This window comes from Cellvibrio sp. PSBB006 (genome assembly GCF_002162135.1).
Lineage (GTDB): Bacteria > Pseudomonadota > Gammaproteobacteria > Pseudomonadales > Cellvibrionaceae > Cellvibrio.
Window position 1 is genome coordinate 3,059,583 of the sequence record NZ_CP021382.1, and the last position, 19,490, is coordinate 3,079,072.

Here is a 19,490-nt window from a genome sequence, read left to right on the forward strand (position 1 = left end):
CTATTTGGGCGGTGATGACGGAGTTAGGTGCGGGACACGCCGTGAATACGTCCCTGTAGGCTCGACACCGGCATCCCTGCCGGTGACGGTCCCGCACCTAACTCCGTCACCACCACTGTGCCATCCGATTTAATTCCGTTCGTTAAATTTGAGTATTTTTGCACAGAAATTTCCACCAATGCTCGCAAGCGGTGTTCGGTTGGGTTACGCCAACCATCGTCGGCATGGACGACCCACATGGACGCGGGAAGTTTCCCGAAGCGTAGGGATGCCGACGCTGAGCCTACAGGGATGTATTCACGGCGTGTTGGCGTAACCCAAACGAATACCGCTCACTCCAACGTTTAAAAATTTATTCGCAAGTAAGATTACTATCCATACTCAACAGCACCTGCTCTAAATCCTGCCCTTCGCGTACATTATCAATAAAAATGGTTTCTACCTGATCGTTTCGCGCACGCAGGATGCCGATCTGGGTAAACATACTTTCATCGGCCGCATAGAGTGTTTTGAAAAACTGTTTTCCCATGTTCTCGCCATCCAGCCAGACCTGGGTGAAGCCTTTATCTGGATCGGTTGACCAGCCGATGTGCAGCACAACATCGTGCCATACGCCCGGCGAGGCGAATCCTGGCTTTGTCCAGAAGGGAGAATTCATTGCGCTTTCCTGAAAGCTGAAATCCTGCCCGATGATATTGAAGCGCAGCATTTGCTGATAGCTTTTGTCGGATTCCCAGTAGCCGATTTCATGTTTATGTTCGGATAAGGGCTGCTGCAGATAAAAGCTCCAGCCAAAGAAGGTTTCCTGCCCTTCACCGATTCGTCCGGCGGATGGTTTGTGGCTGAACTCCGTGCGATTCAGTTTTTCATTACCATGCCATAACATGTCCGGTTCGCCGGTAATCATCGCGCGACCCGCGTAGTGCCCTTCGTATACACAGTTTTCCTGCACGGATAGCCCCTGCGGGTTTAACAGGTAACTCCATTGAGAGAGGTCGCCGGTTTCAAAATCACCTTGCCATAATAGTGGCTGCCGGGTTGCGCAGCCTGTACTCATCAGAATAAAACATATAAGGGAAATTGCTCTGCTCATAAGCGACCCGGTTATTTTGATAGTGAAGTTCAGGTAATGCACTTGGTTTTTTCAATGATTCATTAACGATTGAGTGAAAACTCTCACCAAGGCCAATTCGTTTTCTTGTTTATTTTTTTGGACAATAGCAAAAATGGTCAACTTTTTATACCGCAACGCTTTCCGTCTTTACTCCAGCGGCCGCAAAGTTTTGTTTCAAAGCTACTGAATTTTTAATTCAGCTTCACACACATAATTAAAGTGAATTTTTTGATAAATAAAAAATGTGTGATGCCTGTCTCAAAGCGTTTTGCTCTACTCATAACCCTTTCTGAAGAATCTCTTTAAACGCACGAAGTGGGACAAACTCTTCTCACGATAACCGTGATTCCACCACAAAGTGGGACGAGATTTTTGGTGCCGATCTGTAAGCTGTGCTGAGTTCAGCATTAGCTCAACACGTAATTCCGAGTATACCCAACATCGAGACCAACCCGTTAACCGGCGGTAATTCCTGAATAACCTACGGAGACGCAAAGGTTGGCTTAACAAAACATACCCTGGTCAGTAAGAGAGTTCTCTATGCAGTCAGTACCTTATTTATGTTCGATACTCGGGGTCTCCCTGATATTGTCCGCTTGTGGCGGCGGCAGTGGCGGTGATGATAATCAAGGGGGTCAGGGAAACAGTTCCCGCAGTTCTGCGTCGGTCATTGCACAATCGTCATCGCTGGCATCGTCGGCGCCATCTTCTACTCCAGCCAGCTCGATGAATAGTTCAACGGGTAATAATTCCAGTGTAATGAGCTCGCCTTCCAGCAGCGGAGCTGTTATCCCTTCATCGTCCAGCTCATCGCACGTTGTCAGTTCATCACTCAGCAGTTCGCTCGCAGGTCAATCATCCAGTCGCGCCAGCAGCCTATCATCAACAGCAAGTTCGGCTGCATCGTCTGTGAACTCGTTCTCATCCTCCAGTGCGCCCACCGGTGTGAACATCGTTCCTTTATTTGACCAAGAGACACAACTTGAGCCGGTCATTCAATTTGATCGCGGCGATGCCCTGGTAACCCGTTTTTCTGATCGCGCCCGTGATCGTCATGCCAAGGAAAATCACTTTCAACTTCACGATCACTATTTGGCATTTTACTGGGAGGATCGCACCGCATCGATTGAGATCATCGATTACGTCGCCAAGGGTGGCAATAGCATTCGCATGAACGTCACTACTTTAAGCAAGCTGGATGATCTGCAAGCGGAAAACCGCTGGTGGTACATCGGTGGTAATACGCTGGCGGAGTTTTGCGGTAATGGTGTGATGAATGTTATCGACACAACCCATTACTGGAAAGAAGAGGGTTTCAATTGCCGTGAAGGTCGCCCGATCCAGATGGGCGACCGGCTGGAATTCGAGATCAGCCAATTTTTGGATAAAAACGCCTTGCCACGTGGTCGCGATCATTATTACGGCAGCACCTTTTTATATGTTGTCGGTAAAGGACTTGTCCCCTGGGATGTTACAGACATGGCCCCCTTCGTCCAGGGCAAGCTGTATCAGCGCGACTCTATCGAGCTGCCACCATCCGCCATGCTCGGCGGCATCCACAGTTTGAATCGCCAGGTCTCTGCCGAACCGGATGATCATTTTATGCAGATGGCTTACGGCATGGGTTACGACAATGCCCAACCGTTTATGCTCGGGCGGCGACTCGCACACACGGAATTTACCGATGGTCACCACGATGAATCACCGGAGAACGGTATCTTCGATGAAATGATTGGCAAGGCGGGTCCGCATTTTATCAATGCATCCTGTGTGAATTGCCACAACCGCAATGGCCGTGCGCCGGTTGCGCCTCTGGGTGAGCCGTTAACCAAATGGGTATTCAAGGTTGCCGATGCAGAAGGCAACGCGGACCCTGCGCTGGGGCATGTATTGCAACCGCAACACGTTGATGGCGCGGCTGCGGGGGAAGGCAAGGTTTCCATCAGCGCCTTTACCGAAGCCGATGGTTTGCGTAAACCTGAATTCACGTTTGAACGCGGTGCTCCCGCACGTTTTTCTGCGCGCATTGCACCGCAGCTGGTGGGCATGGGTTTGCTGGAAGCAATTCCTGAATCCGCCATCCTCGCGCTGGCTGATGAAAACGATACGAATGGTGATGGAATCTCCGGTCGCGCGCAAAAAGTTATTGATCCTGAAACCGGTGATTTGCGCCTTGGACGTTTTGGTTACAAGGCAACCACCGCCAGCGTGCGTCATCAGGTTGCTCTGGCTTTAAATACCGACATGGGTGTGATGACGTCCGTGTTGCCAACACCGGATTGCGGTTCAGAGCAAGCGGGTTGCGGGAACTCCGGTTCGGAACTTTCAGAAGAGCATTTAAGCAACCTGGTGAAGTATATCCAGTTGCTTGGCGTGCGTTCACAACGGGACTACAACGACGCGCAAGTGATTCGCGGTAAATCGTTATTCACTTCCATCGGCTGCGCCGCCTGTCACACCGAAACCTTCACCACCAGCGCCTACGCGCCGCTCGCAGAGATGCGCAATCAGGTTATCCATCCCTACACCGATCTTTTGTTGCATGACATGGGGCCGGGTTTGGCCGATGACATCAGCGAAGGTGAAGCCAGCGGTTCCGAGTGGCGCACGCCGCCCTTGTGGGGCATTGGTTTATCGCCCTGTGTAACCGGTGGTGTAGCAGGACCGCGCGGCGGCAGCGCCGATGGTGTTGATGGCGGCGAGTACTGCACGCCCCATGCGAGCTATCTGCACGATGGACGTGCGCGCACTCTGGATGAAGCGATTTTGTGGCACGGTGGCGAGGGTCAGGCGTCAGCGACGGCTTACGAGAATCTGTCAGACACTGACGAAGACGCATTGATCAAGTTTTTGGAATCTTTGTAGTAGCGAGGAAATAGTAGCGAGGAAAACGTCGACGTGCGATTACGCCGTCGACGCATATCGTTCACTGACACCATATTAGCTTTTAATAATGAGAGGCACCCATGAACAGGCCGGTAAATTTCGTCGATAAGTATCGCGAAAAAAATAAACGTTTTACTGATTCTTTGTGGCTATTATCTTCGTTTTTTCTGTTGATTGTTTTCAGCGTGCAATCCTCTGTTGCGCAAGTTCCGACCGTTGATGACTTCCAGCGCACTGTTGTCGCAGACGGCCTGGATTTACCGATGGAGTTTGAAATTGCCAAAGATGGCCGCGTGTTTGTGGTCGGCAAGTGTGGTGCATTGTACGCATGGAATCTGGATGGTGGTGTTGCTACACAAACGGCAACGGTTGCCAATGTCCGTTGCGAATTTGAAGACGGCTTGTTAAGCGTTGCGCTTGATCCGAATTTTACGACTAACGGTTATATTTATTTTCAATACACTGCACCCGGTAGCCTCACCCGCGTATCGCGTTATACAGTGAACGCCAACAATACCCTGGATATGGCGTCGGAAAAGATTCTGCTTGAGTGGCGCACCGGCGACGAAGCCCACGGCCACATGGGCGGATCAATGCAATTCGACAATGATGGCAATTTAATTATTACCACGGGTGACAACAAGGCCGCGGGTGGTTATTTTCAACCTGCCGCACAACAAACCTCGGGCAACACCAACGATTTGCGGGGAAAAATCCTGCGGATCAAACCCACAGCGGCGGGTGGTTATACGATTCCGGCGGGCAATTTATTTCCGGCAGATGCCACGCACCGCCCGGAAATTTACGCCATGGGTTTTCGCAACCCCTTCCGTTTGAATATCGACCCGCTCACGGGTTATTTATACGTGGGTGATATTGGCCCCGACTCATCGGCTGACAGTGCCGAAGGCCCCGGTGGACTCGATGAACTTAATGAGATTCGCGAAGCGGGTAATTTTGGCTGGCCCTACATTATTGGTTACAACCAACCTTACGCTGGTTTTAATCCCAATAACATTGTGAACAATTACAACCTCAACACCGGCGCGACCAACTTGCCATCATCCAAATCCGCGTTGTGGACCATTCGCCATCAGGCGACTATGGCAGGCCCGGTGTATCGCTTTAATGAAAATCTCGACAGCGAATATAAATTGCCGGCGTATTACAACGGTAAATTAATCTTCTGGGATTTCAACAGCAGCAAATTTTTTACCATCGACCTCACCGCCAATAACAACCCGCCCATCGCGGAAGATTTCCCCTTGAACACCGGCGGTTTCCAAGGCGCGATTGATGCGGAATTCGATCCACGCACCCATCAGTTTTATGTGCTGCAATGGGGCTCCGGTTGTTGCGATAAAGAACCCTACGGCAACGGTGTGCTTTATCGTTTTGATTACATCGGTGGCCGCGACAGTGGCCCCAACATGGCCCAAGGTGCTACGGCGACCGCATCATCACCCGCTGTGGGCGGAAACCTTCCAGCCTATGCGGTTGACGGTGATCCGACGACGCGCTGGGAAAGCCCCAGCGCTGATCCGCAAGTACTGAATATTGAACTGGCACAACCCACCATCATTGCAACCATTTTTATTAAATGGGAAGCTGCCTACAGTTCAAAATACACCATTGAAGCATCCGTCGATGGCGTCACCTGGGACCTGTTGGTGACCGAAGACAACGGTGCCGGCAAAACCACACCGCATATCATTAATTCCACCAAAGCCTATCGCTATTTGCGTTTAACGGGTACAGCACGCGGCACAAATTACGGTCACTCCATCTACGAATTTGAAGTCTATGCGGGCGAAGCACCGGAGCCGGAAGTGCCGCTTACCGAATTCGCTTACCTCAATATGCCCAGAACATTGGATGCGAACTTCACTGATGTACCCCGGTTGCTGTCGCAAACCGGCGCGTTTAGTAATACCGCTAACCTGACACCCAGCGCTAATCTCTTACCCTTTTCTCCCAACAGTCCGCTCTGGTCAGACCGCGCGGAAAAATTTCGCTGGGTTTCATTGCCCGCCGATACCAAGGTGCAATGGAGCGCGCAAGGCGATTGGAAATTTCCCCAGGGCACTGTGGCGGTTAAGCATTTCGAATTGCCGGTGGATGTGAATAATCCGGCGTTAACCAAACGACTGGAGACGCGTTTAATTGTTACCAAGGCCGACGGCAAGATTTATGGCGTTACCTATAAATGGCGCGCTGACAATAGTGATGCGGATTTATTGATGGCCGGTGCGCAAGAAGATATCAGCGTAAGACAAGCGAATGGTTCCAATGCAACGCAGACCTGGTTTTATCCGAGCCCGGCTGATTGTCTGAGTTGTCACAACGCGGAATCCAGCCAGATACTCGGCTTAAGCACGCGTCAATTAAACGGTAATTACACCTACCCGGGCGGCACAACGCAAAATCAATTGGTGCATTGGAATAATCGCGGTTTATTTACACCGGCGCTCAATAATGCCTTGGTTAACACCTACGATAAATTGGCGGCGCTTTCCGATAGTAATGCCTCTCTGGAAAAGCGCGTGAAGTCCTATCTTGATACCAATTGCGGGCATTGTCATGGCACAGGCAACGGCGGCTCGCAATGGGACGCGCGTTTCAATACCGCGTTAGGTCAAATGAAAGTGGTGAACGCTACCACCACAGGTATTCGTAATTACGAAGCAGACTACGGCATCGCGAATGCGAAAGTGGTTGAAGCGGGCGCACCGCAACAGTCGATCCTGTATCTGCGTGATAAAACCATTGATCCAAACGATCGTATGCCACCCATCGGTCGCGCCTTGGAGCACACCGAATATATTCAGGTACTCGACCAATGGATTACCTCGCTCGGTGCACCTTCCGTGGTTCCACCGCGCCCCGCAAAATTGACGCCGGTACTGGCAACCGCCTCCAGTTTCCAGGGCGGCAATACCGCGCCCGCCGCTATTGATGGCAATGCCGCTTCACGCTGGGAAAGTGAACCGCAAGTTGATCCGCAATACCTCCAGCTGGATATGGGCAAACGCATTTACTTCACCGAAGTCAGATTGAATTGGGAAGCGGCTTACGCCCGAGCCTACACCATTGAAGTCTCCGACAATGGTGACGACTGGACGGTGGTATACAGCACCACCAATAGTCGCGGCGGAATAGAAACCATTCCGTTGAATGGTGAGCAAGGCCAATATATCCGCATGCACGGTACACAGCGCGCAACGGGTTATGGTTATTCATTGTTTGAATTTGAAGCCTATGGTGTGGAAGCCGATGCAGACGTAGCATTGATTAATATTGTAACGCCAGCAGCCAATGCGGTGATTGATCAATCGGCACGCGTGAGTCTGCGTGTGAACATCACCGATCCCAACTGGTTAACCAATTACGGATTCACTTACTCACTCGACGACGGCCCAGCCACGGTAGCGACCAGCGATGTTATTGATCTCGGTTTGTTGCCCACGGGCCAGCATAGCCTGCGTGTGACGCTTATCGACAACAGCGGCAATGAAGTCGGTGTGCCGAGAAATAGTAAATTCAGGGTCAGCTGTGGTGAAAGTTGTCCGAGTGTATTGGTCTTCTCCAAGACAGCGGGTTTCCGTCATGACTCCATCCCCGACGGTATTGCGATGGTGCAACAAATTGCACAAGACAATGGTTACACCGTCACGGCATCGGAAGATTCCAGCTTATTTACTACCGCAAACCTGGCGAACTATTCCACCATCGTGTTTATGAATACCACCGGTGATGTATTTACCGATGCACAAAAAGCGGCATTCAAAAGCTACATTGAAAACGGTGGCGGTTATGTTGGCACTCACGCGGCAGCGGATACCGAACACGGTTGGGATTGGTATACCGATACCGTATTAGGTGGCGGTGAATTTATTCACCACGGCGATGGTATTCCGCGCGCAACCGTCGTGATCGAAGATATTACCCACGCGCTTGTCAATCATATTGGGGCGCAATGGGTACTGAACGACGAATGGTATTTCTGGAAGAGTAATCCGCGCGAATCAGAACATGTTGAGGTGTTGGGTAATCTGGATCGCAGCAGTTACACCTCCAATTATCCGGTAGACGATCATCCGGTGATTTACACCAACACGGTCGGTGACGGGCGAATTTTTTACACCGCTATTGGCCATGTGAAAGAAAATTTTGCAGATCCAAAGATGGTGGAGATGATTCGCAAAGCGATTGAGTGGACCTCCAACATTGAGCCGGTCGCGCCGCCGCCGGCAAGCTCATCATCGTCCAGTGTTATGTCATCCAGCGTGGCGAGTAGCAGTCGTTCAAGCAGTAGCCGTTCAAACAGTTCCGTGGCTAATGTATCGTCTTCATCGAGTGCCCTGGCATCATCAAGTCGATCTGCAACGTCCGCAAGCTCGGCCAGTTCGGTGGGCGCAATAAGTTCTGCATCCAGTACTGGTGTAGCAAGTTCAACCAGTGCGGGCGTGTCGAGTGTGTCGGTGGTTAACAGCTCATCATCGAGCGCCCGTTCATCAATGAGTTCGACGGCGTCCAGCATCAGTTCTACGCCCGGCAACACAGGCGGCGGAACATCATCCAGCCCTGCTGGCAGTGGTGGAGGCTCTGTTGCATGGCACGAACTCTTGCTGCTTTGTTTATTCGCCATCGGGCTTATGCTTATACGGCGACATTACAGAACCACCGTGATTAATAACGAATAATAAACGTGGGGCAAAAGGTTCTCCGATGTTCTTTTGCCCCGCTACTCACAGCAACATCGATCAGTTGTGCTCAGTCAGTGATCATGATGCGCGCTAACCTGCGGGAAATGGCTTGACAAGTTCCGCAGAATGACAAATAGCCGATTCAATGACGGCCGAAGCGTTAAATTGTGTAAAAAGGGGCTTTCCGGCAGGTTTATTCCGTTCATCCACGTTGTGCATCCCCAGCCGGAACCTTTACATTACCCGTGGTCTCATGCTGATGCGGTTCGGCGGCGTGGAGTTTACTGGCGAGCTTATTGAGCAGGGAGTTTGGCGAAGTTGCTACATGGTATGCAGGTTATCCAACAATTGATCTGCAGCTGACAATCAATAATAACGGATCAGCGCAGCATATTCTGAAACAGTAAATCATGTTGTGGCCTTACCCCTTGTGAAATTTATCCCGGCGGTTGTTGATGTACATTATTCATTTGCAAACTATCCAATCCTTATTGGATGACATACTTCATCCGCGCTTGAGCCCGCAGGCAATCACCTATTGTCGCACCGGCACAGCGCCAGGTGAGCCGCTTGATTATCCAGGATTTAATCGTTTAATTGCGATGGCAAGTCGCCATGCCCGTCGGCATCCACTGAACTTGTCTGATGATGAAAAATTGCACATCAGCAGAAACATGCCGGGCTGGGATCTTTCGCAATGGAACCTGCTGGAGTTATTGCGCGTAAGATTGATCATTGCGCAGCAGCATCTTGCAGAAGAGTCCTTTGCGGATGTATTGATTAAAGCGTTTCAGTTCGCCGATGAAGGCGAAGCCTGTGCTTTTTATAAAGCGATTCCCTTGTTGCCGGCGCCTGAGCGTTTTCTCTGGCATATGAAAGAAGCCTGCCGTTCCAATATGCGCTCAATTGTGTGGGCGGCCGGCTGCGATAATCCCTTTCCCGTGACCTACTTTGACGATATCGCCTGGCGACAGCTGGTGATGAAGGCGCTATTTATCGAGATTCCTCTGGTGCACATTTATCACCTTGAGCACCGGTTATCTACCACACTGGCGGAGATGGCAAACGACTATATTGCCGAACGTACCAGTGCCGGACGCAGCATTCCCACGGATATAAAACTATTACTGGGCGACGCAGCTTGTTGAAAACAAGCTGTCAGGCCAACGCCCGCTGTCATGGATAACGACAAAAAACCCGGCAAATTATTTTTGCTGGAGCCACTTATTGCATCGCCTATTGCTTCGAGGATAACACCATGATGTTTTTTGATCCGCATATCCATATGTCCAGCCGTACCACCGACGATTACCAAGCCATGGCCGCTGCGGGTATTCGTGCCGTGATTGAACCCGCGTTCTGGATGGGCCAACCACGCACCAACGTCGGTAGTTTTATTGATTACTTCTCCAGCCTTGTTGGTTGGGAAAAATTTCGCGCAAGCCAATTTGGTATCGCACATTATTGTGCGATGGGGTTGAACTCCAAAGAAGCAAACGATGAAGGACTGGCGCGCGAGGTATTGGACATCCTGCCGCAGTTTGCCTTGAAAGAAAGCGTCGTCGCTATTGGTGAAATCGGCTACGACGAAATCACACCCGCCGAAGATTTTGCTTACCAGTGGCAACTCAAGTTCGCCTGCGATCACGACATGGTGGTGATGGTGCATACGCCGCATCGCGATAAGAAAAATGGTGTGTTGCGTTCGCTGGATGTTGCGGCGGAGATGGGCGTGCCCATGCACAAAGTCATTATCGATCACAACAACGAAGAAACCGTGCGCGCGGTGTTGGACCGCGGTGCCTGGGCAGCATTTACCATCTACCCCAACACCAAGATGGGCTCCGAACGTATGGTGGAAATTGTGCGTGAATATGGGCCCGAACGCATCATCGTTGACAGCTCGGCGGACTGGGGTGTGAGTGATCCCTTATCCGTTCCTAAAACGGCCAAGCTCATGCTTGAGCGCGGCATCGCGCCGGAAGCCGTTCGTCTCACCACCTGGCAAAACGCACTCGATGCTTATGCGCAGTCCGGGCAAATTGATATCGATCAATTGTTAGCGGCACCCGCCATTGATCAACGCGCACTCTTCAGTGATAACTCGGTATTGCGTGGCCAGTCACCGCTGGTGCTCGAACCGGTGAAAAACTAGCGCTGTGAAAATCCCTGACGGCAAACGCTGGGGCTCGCACAATTCGTGCGCTGAGCCAGCTTTTTAAACATCAACACAGCGGAGGCGCCTATGCATCTCATCAATCAACAATTCTCCGTGACCTATGAATTTTCCGTTTGTTTTACGCGCGACACCTTTGCGCCGGAAAACATGGCATTACATGATTTAATTTCGGCGGCCGGTGCGACCACCCACAAAGTTCAACCTGTGATCGACAGCCAGGTCTTAGCAGATCACCCCGAGCTGATCGACGCTATCGCCCTCTACGGTGATATTCATGGTGACACCATCGCCTTTGAGGAGCCCTTTATTGTGCGCGGCGGTGAGATCTGCAAGAACGATCCCGCTGAAGTCGAAGAGTTTCTTCGCCTGACGCAGGAGCGCAAGATTTGTCGTCACAGCTTTGTGCTGGTTATTGGTGGTGGCTCGGTTATCGACGCGATGGGTTATGCAGCCACTATCGCGCATCGCGGTATTCGCCTGATTCGTATGCCGACCACCGTGCTGGGTCAAAATGATGCCGGTGTCGGCGTAAAGAATGCGATTAACTTTCGCAATCGAAAAAATTACGTTGGCACTTTCGCCCCGCCCTATGCCGTGTTAAATGATTTTGATTTTCTTAGCAGCCTGGCACCGCGCGATCAGCGTGCCGGTATTGCAGAAGCGGTGAAGGTGTCGCTCATTCGTGACGGCGAATTTTTTGCCTGGCTGGAAAGTCATTGTGAGCAACTTGCGCGCTTTGAAGACGAAGCCGTGGAGCACATGATTATTCGTTGCGCCGAATTGCATGTGCGTCACATCGGCACCGGCGGTGATCCTTTTGAGCGCGGCTCCGCGCGACCGCTGGATTTCGGCCACTGGTCTGCCCATCGCCTGGAAGAAATTTCCCACACGCAATTTCCTCAACACGAGCTGCGCCACGGCGAAGCAGTCGCCATCGGCATCGCATTGGATTCTCACTATGCCCGACAGATGGGATTTATCGATGAAGAAACCTTGATGCGCATCATCAACACGCTGCATGGCATAGGCTTCAGCTTGTATCACCCGGCGCTGGAACAGCTCAACATTCCGCAGGCCCTGGCAGGATTCCGCGAGCATCTCGGCGGCGCCCTGTGCATCACCATGTTAACCGGTGCAGGTTCCGCGAAAGAAGTTAGCGAAATTGATGAGGCTGTTATGGAGCAATGTGTGCAGCGACTGCGCGACTACCAATAAGCACTTGGCAACAAACACATGGCAATAATCGCGTCTCAATACTGGAGAACGCCATATGAAACCAGAATTAACCTACTGCACCAACATTCATCCCGGCGAATCCTGGGCCGATGTGATGGCGAATTTGAATGGCCACGCACTGGCGGTAAAGGCGGCTGTATCGGCTAATGAAAAATTTCCTTTGGGTCTGCGTATTTCCCATCAGGCCGCGAGTGAAATTACACCAGAGGATATCACCAGCTTTCGCCACTGGTGCGACCTTCATGATTGTTATTTGCTGACGATCAATGGTTTTCCGTTTGGCACGTTTCATAATCAACCAGTGAAAGAAAAGGTCTATGAACCGGACTGGCGCAGCCGCGCGCGTGTTGATTACACCAAACGCCTTGCGGACCTCGCCGTCGCATTGAGCACTCGCGCTGCACCCTTATCCATATCCACCGTGCCGGTGGCTTACAAGCCAGTATTTTCTGACGATGATTGGCCCGTGGTTTATCGACATATCAACGAGGTGTTGCAACATCTGCGGCAGATCGAGCAATCGACGGGCATTAGTATTCGCCTGGCCTTCGAGCCGGAACCCTGTTGCGTGTTGGAGACTATCGACGAAACCGTGGATTTCTTTTCACGGCTGGATTTACCGGAGAGGCTACAGCCTTTTGTCGGCATTTGTTTTGATGCCTGTCACCAAGCCGTCGAGTTTGAAGATCCGGCACAATGCCTGCAAAAATTAGCGCAAGCCGATATCGCTATTGCGAAAGTACAAGTCTCCAGCGCGTTATGCGCGCGCGGCGATGAAATTTCCGCGCTGATGGATTTTGATGAGCCGGTGTATTTACATCAAGCCATTGTTCGTCAGAGCGCGAATAAACCGCTGCGCCGTTTTACAGATTTATCGGAGCTGTCAGCGTTTCTGGATGATGCCCAGCAACCGGAAGAATGCCGCGTACATTTTCACGTGCCGATTTTTATTGATCACTTGGGCGTATGCGGCACCACACGATTTTTTCTCGAACAATTGCTGCCACTGCTATCACCGGATATTCCCCTTGAAGTCGAAACCTACAGTTTCAAAGCCCTACCTGAACACCTGCGTAGTGGCACCCTGGAGGAATCTATCTGCCGTGAGCTGCAGTGGGTGCAAACCCGGTTAGGAAAATAAATTATGCACAATACTGTGATGATCGACGTTGTGGGTTTAACGCGCGCATTGATTGGCGAGCACACACCTAACCTGCAGCGTTTTTTAGATGGGCATAGCAACACAAATATCGAACCGGTAATTCCCGCCGTCACCTGCACGGCGCAATCCACTTACCTCACCGGTAAGCTGCCCCGTGAACATGGCATTGTGGGTAATGGCTGGTATTTTCGCGAGCTGAACGAAGTCTGGTTGTGGCGACAAAGCAATAAGTTGGTGGAAGCGCCCAAGGTCTGGCATATGGCCAAGGCGCGCGACCCCTCGTTCACCTGCGCCAATACGTTCTGGTGGTACGCCATGGCCACCGACGCCGACATCACGTTGACGCCGCGACCGTTATATCTGGCTGATGGCCGCAAGTTGCCCGACTGCTACAGCTATCCCCTGGATGTTCGCGAAGCGCTGGAAACCAAACTGGGCAAATTCCCGCTGTTCCAGTTCTGGGGGCCCGCGACGCATATTAAATCCAGCGAATGGATTGCCGATGCGGCCATCTATGTGGAAGAACATTATCAACCGAGTTTGCAATTGGTGTATCTGCCACACCTGGATTATTGTTTGCAGCGTGTGGGCCCTGAAGGCGATATCGCTCAGGACTTGCGCGATATCGATCGCGTGGTAGGAAAATTGTTGGATTTTTTTCAGCAGCGCGGACATCGGATATTGTTGTTATCTGAATACGGGATTATGCCTGTGTCCAATCCAGTTCATCCCAACCGCATCCTGCGCGACGCGGGCATGCTCTCGTTAAAGGTCGATCTCGGGTGTGAATATCTCGACTATGCCAGTTGTACCGCTTTTGCGGTGAGCGATCATCAGATTTGCCACGTGTATGTGCAACAGCCAGAGAAAATTTCTGAGATTAAAGCACTATTTGAAAACCAGCCAGGTATTGCGCGTGTGCTTGATGACGAAGGCAAACGTGAATTGGGCCTTGATCATCCGCGCTCCGGTGAATTGGTGTTGTTGGCGGAAGAGAATTCCTGGTTTACCTATTATTATTGGAAGGAAGAAGCACGCGCACCGGACTTTGCCCGATGCGTGGAGATTCATAAAAAGCCGGGTTACGATCCCTGTGAATTATTTCTGGACCCGCGCCTGCGCTTTCCGAAATTATCGGTTGGCGCGCGCATCGCAAAAAAATTAGCCGGATTCCGTTATGTGATGGATGTGATTGCTACCGACCCTTATCTGGTCAAAGGGCAACATGGCGTATCCTCATCATCACCTCATGCCCAACCGGTGTTGATCAGCAATTACGGTAAAAACATGCCCGAGAGAATTGCAGCAACGGATGTGTGTGAATTAATCCTGCAACACCTTTTTGAAGAATAGAGTTCACCATGCTAAAAACTTTTCTTACCCTGTGCCGCGTCAGTAATTTGCCGACAGTATGGATGAACGTGCTCACAGCCGCGCTACTGGTTAGCCAGGCAGCGAGCTTATCCCTCGACCCTGTGGTTGTTGTATTACTGATGGTCTCACTCTCGCTGTTTTACATGGGCGGCATGAGCTTCAATGATTATTCGGATCGCCATTGGGATGCCCAGCATCAAACCTTTCGCCCGATTCCCGCCGGAAAAATCCACGCCTCGACCGCGCTGATCATTTCTCTCGCGCTGTTCGCCACAGCCCAACTACTGTTGTTATTTGCACCGCAAACTGGTGGCTTTTACATGGGCTTACTATTGCTCCTGGCCATCGTTATTTACGATGTTATTCACAAGGCGACGCCGCTCAGCGTGATTGTAATGGCATCAGCACGGCTATTGGTTTTTGTGGTAACGGCACGTGCTCTGGCGGGTGATTGGTTTGTGGTGATCTGGATTGCTGGTGGGCTGCAGTTTATTTATACATTACTAGTGACGGTAGTCGCACGTTATGAACATCGGCGTCAACAGAATTACAGCATCCCGTTGATCCCATTAATGATTGCCGGCATGGCCATCCTGGATGGGTTGGTTCTCGCAGTTCTGGTAAATCCCTGGTGGATTTTCGTCGGCCTCTTGGCCGCCGCCATGACTCGATTCGGGCAGAAATATGTGAGAGGGGATTGAATAAATAAAAACGCCAGAAGTAATTGCTTCTGGCGTTTTTTTGGAGAGCTTATTGACCGGCTTTTAACATCTGCCAGTATTTTTCATACACCAGCACCGTATCGCCCAGATCCTGATGGAAACTGCCGCGATCGATATCGGCCTTATCGGGAAATACAATCTTGTTATTGCGCAGCTCTTCATCCAGTAACGCAATGGCAGGAATATTCGGCGCCGCGTAACCCAATTCCTCGATCGCCGCTTTACCGCTCTCTGCACGCAACATAAAGTCGATAAATTTGTGCGCATTCTCTACATTAGCTGCGCCCTTGGGAATCACAAAACTGTCGACCCACAATACCGCACCCTCTTCCGGATAAATGTAAGTCAGGTTCGGTAATTCTTCCTGGGCCATATAGGCTTCACCATTCCAGATCGCACCAATGCTCACTTCACCTTTAATCAAGGGTGATTTCGGCGAGTCGGAGTTGATCATCTTGATGCTCGGCCACAGCTCTTTTAATTTTTCGTAAGCTGCACGAATTTCTTCTTCGTTGGTGGTGTTATTTTCAAAACCCGCTACACGCAACCCCACGTAAAAATTATCGCGCACATCGTCCATCACCATCAGTTTGCCGGCGTATTCTGGTTTCCACAGGTCAGCCCATTTGGTGATCTGGCTCGCGTCTACTTCATCACCGTTGACGGCAATGGAGGTGCTGCCCCACAAGTAAGGCACGCTGTAACTGTTGTCCGGATCGTAAGGCTTGTTCAACAGGGAGGGGTCGAGGTTGGCGTAATTGCTGAGTAATTCTTTGTTGATCGGTTGAATCAAACCTTCTTTGCGCATCTTCTCCACGTAGAAGGTGGAGGGAACCGCAAGGTCGTAACCCTTGCCGTCCAATAATTTCAGTTTGGAATACATGGCTTCATTACTTTCGTAAGTCGCGTATTCCACTTGAATGCCGGTTTCTTTGGTGAAAGCCTGCAATACATCTTCAGGGATATATTCGGTCCAGTTGTAGATGACGACTTTTTCGTCGGACTTTGGTGCTGCATCAGCCGTGCTGGCCTCGCTGTCGGATTTATCGCTACAACCGCTGAGTATCCAGGCTACGGCGATGGCAAATGCCCACATTTTTTTCATCTTAGCGTTCCTCACGTAAAAGAAGTTGGGAAATGATGACCAATACCAGGGACACAACCAACAGGAGTGTCGAGATGGCATTTACCTCCGGTGAAACACCGACGCGCACCATGGAATATACCTTGAGCGGTAATATTTCATAGCCGGGGCCGGTGACAAATGCGCTCACAATAACGTCATCTAATGACAGCGTGAAGCTTAATAACCATCCTGATGCCACGGCGGGAACAGCCAGCGGCAGAATAATTTTCCAGAAGATGCGGCTTTCGGAAGCACCGAGATCGCGCGCCGCTTCCAGCATCTTGACATCAAAGCCGCGTAAACGCGAATACACGGCAATAATCACAAAGGGCAAACAAAAGGTGATGTGCGCTAACAGCAACGAAATAAAACCTAATTCAATCCCGATAGCGATAAAGATAATCAGCAGCGAAATCGCCATCACAATATCCGGCGTCAGCATACTGATAAACACCATGGATGATAAAGCTGCTTTACCACGGAATTGATAGCGATAAAGTGCCACCGCACCCAGGGTGCCAATGATGGTGGCGACAGTGGCTGCCACAACGGCAATGGTCAATGAATGCGTGGCAGCGGTCATTAAACTCTCATTGCCCAGTAATCGTTCATACCATTTCAGGGTAAAGCCCTGCCAACTGGTGCCGTAACGCGACCCGTTGAACGAGTTCACCACCAACACACCAATCGGCAGATAGATAAAAAATAAAATCAGGCCCAAATAGCCGAATCTAAAAGTCCGAGTCATTGATGCCTCCCTGACGACTAACGAACTTCGCCGCGCGGAAATACAACCACAGCATGAAGCCGAGCAAGACAATCAACAACACACTCAGGGCCGAACCAAACGGCCAGTCGCGCGTATTGAGGAATTGGGTTTTGATGACGTTGCCGAGCAATAAATTTTTCCCGCCGAGCAGGTCTGAAATGTAGAACATGCCCATTGCCGGTAATAGCACCATCAGGCAGCCGGCCACGATGCCGGGTGAGGTTAAAGGCACGGTAATACGCCAGAAACGATGGAAAGCACCTGCACCCAAATCCTTCGCCGCGTGCAATAGACGCACGTCGAGTTTTTCCAGCGCAGAGAATAACGGCAGCACCATAAAAGGCAGCAGGATGTAACTCAGCCCGAGTACCACCGCAAATTTGGTGTACAGGAGTTGTAGCGGCTTTTCAATCAAACCCAGGCCCAGCAACAGGTTATTGATCAACCCTTTGTTACCGAGGATAAATTGCAGCGCGTAGGTTCTCACCAGAGAGTTGGTCCAGAACGGCAGGATGACCAGAAACAACAGAATCGGTTGCCAACGCTTCGGTAGTTGCGCGATGCACATGGCAAAGGGATAACCTATCAACAGGCACACCACCATCGCCAGCAATGACATGCCCAGCGAATCCAGCAGCACCTGCAGATAGAGGATATCCAGGGTGCGAACGTAGTTCTCCACGTTGAGTGGCAAGGCGACTGTGTCGACGGTATCGCGGGTCAGGACGCTGGTAATCAATACCAGCACATTGGGCATGAAGACAAACAGCACCAGCCAAACCGTGATAAGGCCGATGGCCCAAAAACGAAACTGATTAATGTGATGCTTCATAGGGCAACACCACTTCCCAACCCGGCACCCATTTCACGGCGACGCTTTGGTTCAGACTGTAATCGAAAGACGGATCATCTTCGTCAAAAAATTCGCTGGTCATCAGCTCTGCGCCGGATGGCAAACGAATAATCGAGTCGAGGGTTTTACCTTTGTAGTTACGCTCAACAATCTTGCCTGTCAGTGTCTGGCTGGTGTGCGCATCTTCCAGATACTCCACGCGCAGATCTTCCGGACGCAACAATACATTTACCTTGTCACCCACCTTGAAGCTGTGCTCCGCGTGCAGCGTCCACTGCATACCTTCCACTTTGACTTCGTATTCATGGTTGCCGTCGACGGCAATGATTTCGCCATCCAGTTGATTGATCTCACCAATAAATTTCGCCACAAATAAATTGGCGGGTTGTTCGTAAATTTCGCGCGGCGTGCCCAACTGTTGTACCTTGCCTTTATGCATGACAACCACGCGATCCGACATCGACAAGGCTTCTTCCTGGTCGTGGGTAACGTACACAAAGGTGATACCTAATTTGCGTTGCAGGCGTTTCAATTCCACTTGCATCTGTTGACGCAGCTTGTAATCCAGTGCGCTGAGGGATTCATCGAGGAGCAGTAACTTCGGTCGATTCACCACCGCCCGCGCAATGGCGACGCGTTGTTGCTGACCACCGGACAACTGATTCGGTTTACGCTGGGCAAAATCGCCCAGACGAACCATCTCCAGCGCTTCTATCACACGCGGCCTGATGTCCGCTTTCGGCACCTTGCTCATCTTCAACCCGAAGGCGACGTTGTCGAACACCGTCATATGCGGGAACAGTGCGTAGCTCTGGAACACCGTGTTAACCGGGCGTTTTTCCGCCGGGATGTTACTGATCTCCTGGCCTGCCAGATGGATTTCACCGACGTCTGCATCTTCCAGACCGGCGATCATGCGCAACACGGTGGTTTTACCGCAGCCCGACGGCCCCAACAGAGTAAAGAACTCACCATCGAAGATCGTCAAATCAAAATTATCCAGCACGCGGTTGTCGCCATAGGTTTTCGACAACTGTTTTAGTATCAGCAGGGGACGCGGTTCATTCACCGTGACAGTGCTCCTCTTATGTAACGTGTTTGCCGTTAGGGTCGTAGCCGTGAATCAGTTACTCACGACGGTCAGCCACTGTAAAGCGGATAACCCAGAGAAACAAACGGCCAGCCGAGAGGAGTTGACCGGGGACGGTCAGGGACTCGTTGCTGGGCGCGGATGCCGCTGGTTTACTCACGAAATTTTTACCGTCTCTTGCGTAGCTGTTCGCTGGTAAACCTTGCAACGATTTAAGGATGCGGGACACTGGCCATAGGCAAAAGACGGCACATTTTACTCATAGCCCCCCCT

General features: G+C 51.1%; 14 protein-coding genes. 8 read left to right on the forward strand and 6 right to left on the reverse strand.

All coding sequences use genetic code 11. The annotated features are described in order from the left end of the window. Positions 1 to 23: 23 nt before the first annotated feature. Complete coding sequence (locus CBR65_RS22110) at positions 24 to 239, reverse strand: hypothetical protein (RefSeq protein WP_157672061.1); 216 nt, start codon at positions 237 to 239, stop codon at positions 24 to 26. A 113-nt stretch (positions 240 to 352) separates the two neighbouring features. Beyond that, positions 353 to 1,057, reverse strand: a complete 705-nt coding sequence (locus tag CBR65_RS12740) for a polysaccharide lyase (protein ID WP_157672062.1) — start codon at positions 1,055 to 1,057, stop codon at positions 353 to 355. 597 nt (positions 1,058 to 1,654) lie between these two features. On the opposite strand from CBR65_RS12740, the gene CBR65_RS12745 reads away from it, so the two are divergent. From CBR65_RS12745 to CBR65_RS12780, 8 genes are all read left to right on the forward strand, one after another. Then, positions 1,655 to 3,979 (forward strand): di-heme oxidoredictase family protein, encoded by a 2,325-nt coding sequence (locus CBR65_RS12745; protein ID WP_087467197.1) that lies wholly within the window; start codon positions 1,655 to 1,657, stop codon positions 3,977 to 3,979. Between the two features lie 101 nt (positions 3,980 to 4,080). Next, positions 4,081 to 8,703 carry a ThuA domain-containing protein gene (locus CBR65_RS12750; protein WP_087467198.1) on the forward strand — a complete coding sequence of 1,541 codons (4,623 nt, stop codon included), beginning with the start codon at positions 4,081 to 4,083 and terminating at the stop codon, positions 8,701 to 8,703. Positions 8,704 to 9,161: 458 nt separating this feature from the next. Continuing rightward, positions 9,162 to 9,854, forward strand: a complete 693-nt coding sequence (locus CBR65_RS12755; RefSeq protein WP_087467199.1) for an EboA domain-containing protein — start codon at positions 9,162 to 9,164, stop codon at positions 9,852 to 9,854. Positions 9,855 to 9,964: 110 nt separating this feature from the next. Next, positions 9,965 to 10,861, forward strand: a complete 897-nt coding sequence (locus CBR65_RS12760; protein WP_087467200.1) for a TatD family hydrolase — start codon at positions 9,965 to 9,967, stop codon at positions 10,859 to 10,861. Between the two features lie 90 nt (positions 10,862 to 10,951). Next, entirely contained in the window at positions 10,952 to 12,100 is a 1,149-nt protein-coding gene (locus tag CBR65_RS12765) for a 3-dehydroquinate synthase (protein ID WP_087467201.1), read from the forward strand. 55 nt (positions 12,101 to 12,155) lie between these two features. Next, positions 12,156 to 13,262 carry a metabolite traffic protein EboE gene (eboE, locus tag CBR65_RS12770; protein WP_087467202.1) on the forward strand — a complete coding sequence of 369 codons (1,107 nt, stop codon included), beginning with the start codon at positions 12,156 to 12,158 and terminating at the stop codon, positions 13,260 to 13,262. Between the two features lie 3 nt (positions 13,263 to 13,265). Beyond that, the gene (locus tag CBR65_RS12775) at positions 13,266 to 14,636 is read left to right on the forward strand and encodes an alkaline phosphatase family protein (protein ID WP_087467203.1); all 1,371 of its coding nucleotides are present in this window, start codon (positions 13,266 to 13,268) and stop codon (positions 14,634 to 14,636) included. Positions 14,637 to 14,644: 8 nt separating this feature from the next. Beyond that, positions 14,645 to 15,358, forward strand: coding sequence for a UbiA family prenyltransferase (locus tag CBR65_RS12780; protein WP_087467204.1), 714 nt, complete (start codon positions 14,645 to 14,647; stop codon positions 15,356 to 15,358). Between the two features lie 49 nt (positions 15,359 to 15,407). On the opposite strand, the gene CBR65_RS12785 is transcribed toward CBR65_RS12780, so the two are convergent. Genes CBR65_RS12785 through potA form a run of 4 tightly spaced genes read right to left on the reverse strand, consistent with a single transcriptional unit; the run spans position 15,408 to position 19,196 of the window. Beyond that, complete coding sequence (locus CBR65_RS12785) at positions 15,408 to 16,484, reverse strand: extracellular solute-binding protein (RefSeq protein ID WP_087467205.1); 1,077 nt, start codon at positions 16,482 to 16,484, stop codon at positions 15,408 to 15,410. 1 nt (position 16,485) lies between these two features. Further along, complete coding sequence (potC, locus tag CBR65_RS12790; RefSeq protein WP_087467206.1) at positions 16,486 to 17,253, reverse strand: spermidine/putrescine ABC transporter permease PotC; 768 nt, start codon at positions 17,251 to 17,253, stop codon at positions 16,486 to 16,488. Further along, positions 17,237 to 18,106 (reverse strand): spermidine/putrescine ABC transporter permease PotB, encoded by an 870-nt coding sequence (gene potB, locus CBR65_RS12795; RefSeq protein WP_087467207.1) that lies wholly within the window; start codon positions 18,104 to 18,106, stop codon positions 17,237 to 17,239. Before potB ends, potC begins: the two co-directional genes overlap by 17 nt. Then, positions 18,090 to 19,196 (reverse strand): spermidine/putrescine ABC transporter ATP-binding protein PotA, encoded by a 1,107-nt coding sequence (gene potA, locus CBR65_RS12800; protein WP_087467208.1) that lies wholly within the window; start codon positions 19,194 to 19,196, stop codon positions 18,090 to 18,092. Before potA ends, potB begins: the two co-directional genes overlap by 17 nt. Positions 19,197 to 19,490 lie beyond the last annotated feature (294 nt).

What these genes read in the sequence shown, in the direction of transcription:
- CBR65_RS22110 (WP_157672061.1), bottom strand. Translation starts at nt 239, where the DNA reads ATGTGGGTCGTCCATGCCGACGATGGTTGGCGTAACCCAACCGAACAC.
- CBR65_RS12740 (WP_157672062.1), bottom strand. Translation starts at nt 1,057, where the DNA reads ATGAGTACAGGCTGCGCAACCCGGCAGCCACTATTATGGCAAGGTGAT.
- CBR65_RS12745 (WP_087467197.1), top strand. Translation starts at nt 1,655, where the DNA reads ATGCAGTCAGTACCTTATTTATGTTCGATACTCGGGGTCTCCCTGATA.
- CBR65_RS12750 (WP_087467198.1), top strand. Translation starts at nt 4,081, where the DNA reads ATGAACAGGCCGGTAAATTTCGTCGATAAGTATCGCGAAAAAAATAAA.
- CBR65_RS12755 (WP_087467199.1), top strand. Translation starts at nt 9,162, where the DNA reads ATGTACATTATTCATTTGCAAACTATCCAATCCTTATTGGATGACATA.
- CBR65_RS12760 (WP_087467200.1), top strand. Translation starts at nt 9,965, where the DNA reads ATGATGTTTTTTGATCCGCATATCCATATGTCCAGCCGTACCACCGAC.
- CBR65_RS12765 (WP_087467201.1), top strand. Translation starts at nt 10,952, where the DNA reads ATGCATCTCATCAATCAACAATTCTCCGTGACCTATGAATTTTCCGTT.
- eboE (WP_087467202.1), top strand. Translation starts at nt 12,156, where the DNA reads ATGAAACCAGAATTAACCTACTGCACCAACATTCATCCCGGCGAATCC.
- CBR65_RS12775 (WP_087467203.1), top strand. Translation starts at nt 13,266, where the DNA reads ATGCACAATACTGTGATGATCGACGTTGTGGGTTTAACGCGCGCATTG.
- CBR65_RS12780 (WP_087467204.1), top strand. Translation starts at nt 14,645, where the DNA reads ATGCTAAAAACTTTTCTTACCCTGTGCCGCGTCAGTAATTTGCCGACA.
- CBR65_RS12785 (WP_087467205.1), bottom strand. Translation starts at nt 16,484, where the DNA reads ATGAAAAAAATGTGGGCATTTGCCATCGCCGTAGCCTGGATACTCAGC.
- potC (WP_087467206.1), bottom strand. Translation starts at nt 17,253, where the DNA reads ATGACTCGGACTTTTAGATTCGGCTATTTGGGCCTGATTTTATTTTTT.
- potB (WP_087467207.1), bottom strand. Translation starts at nt 18,106, where the DNA reads ATGAAGCATCACATTAATCAGTTTCGTTTTTGGGCCATCGGCCTTATC.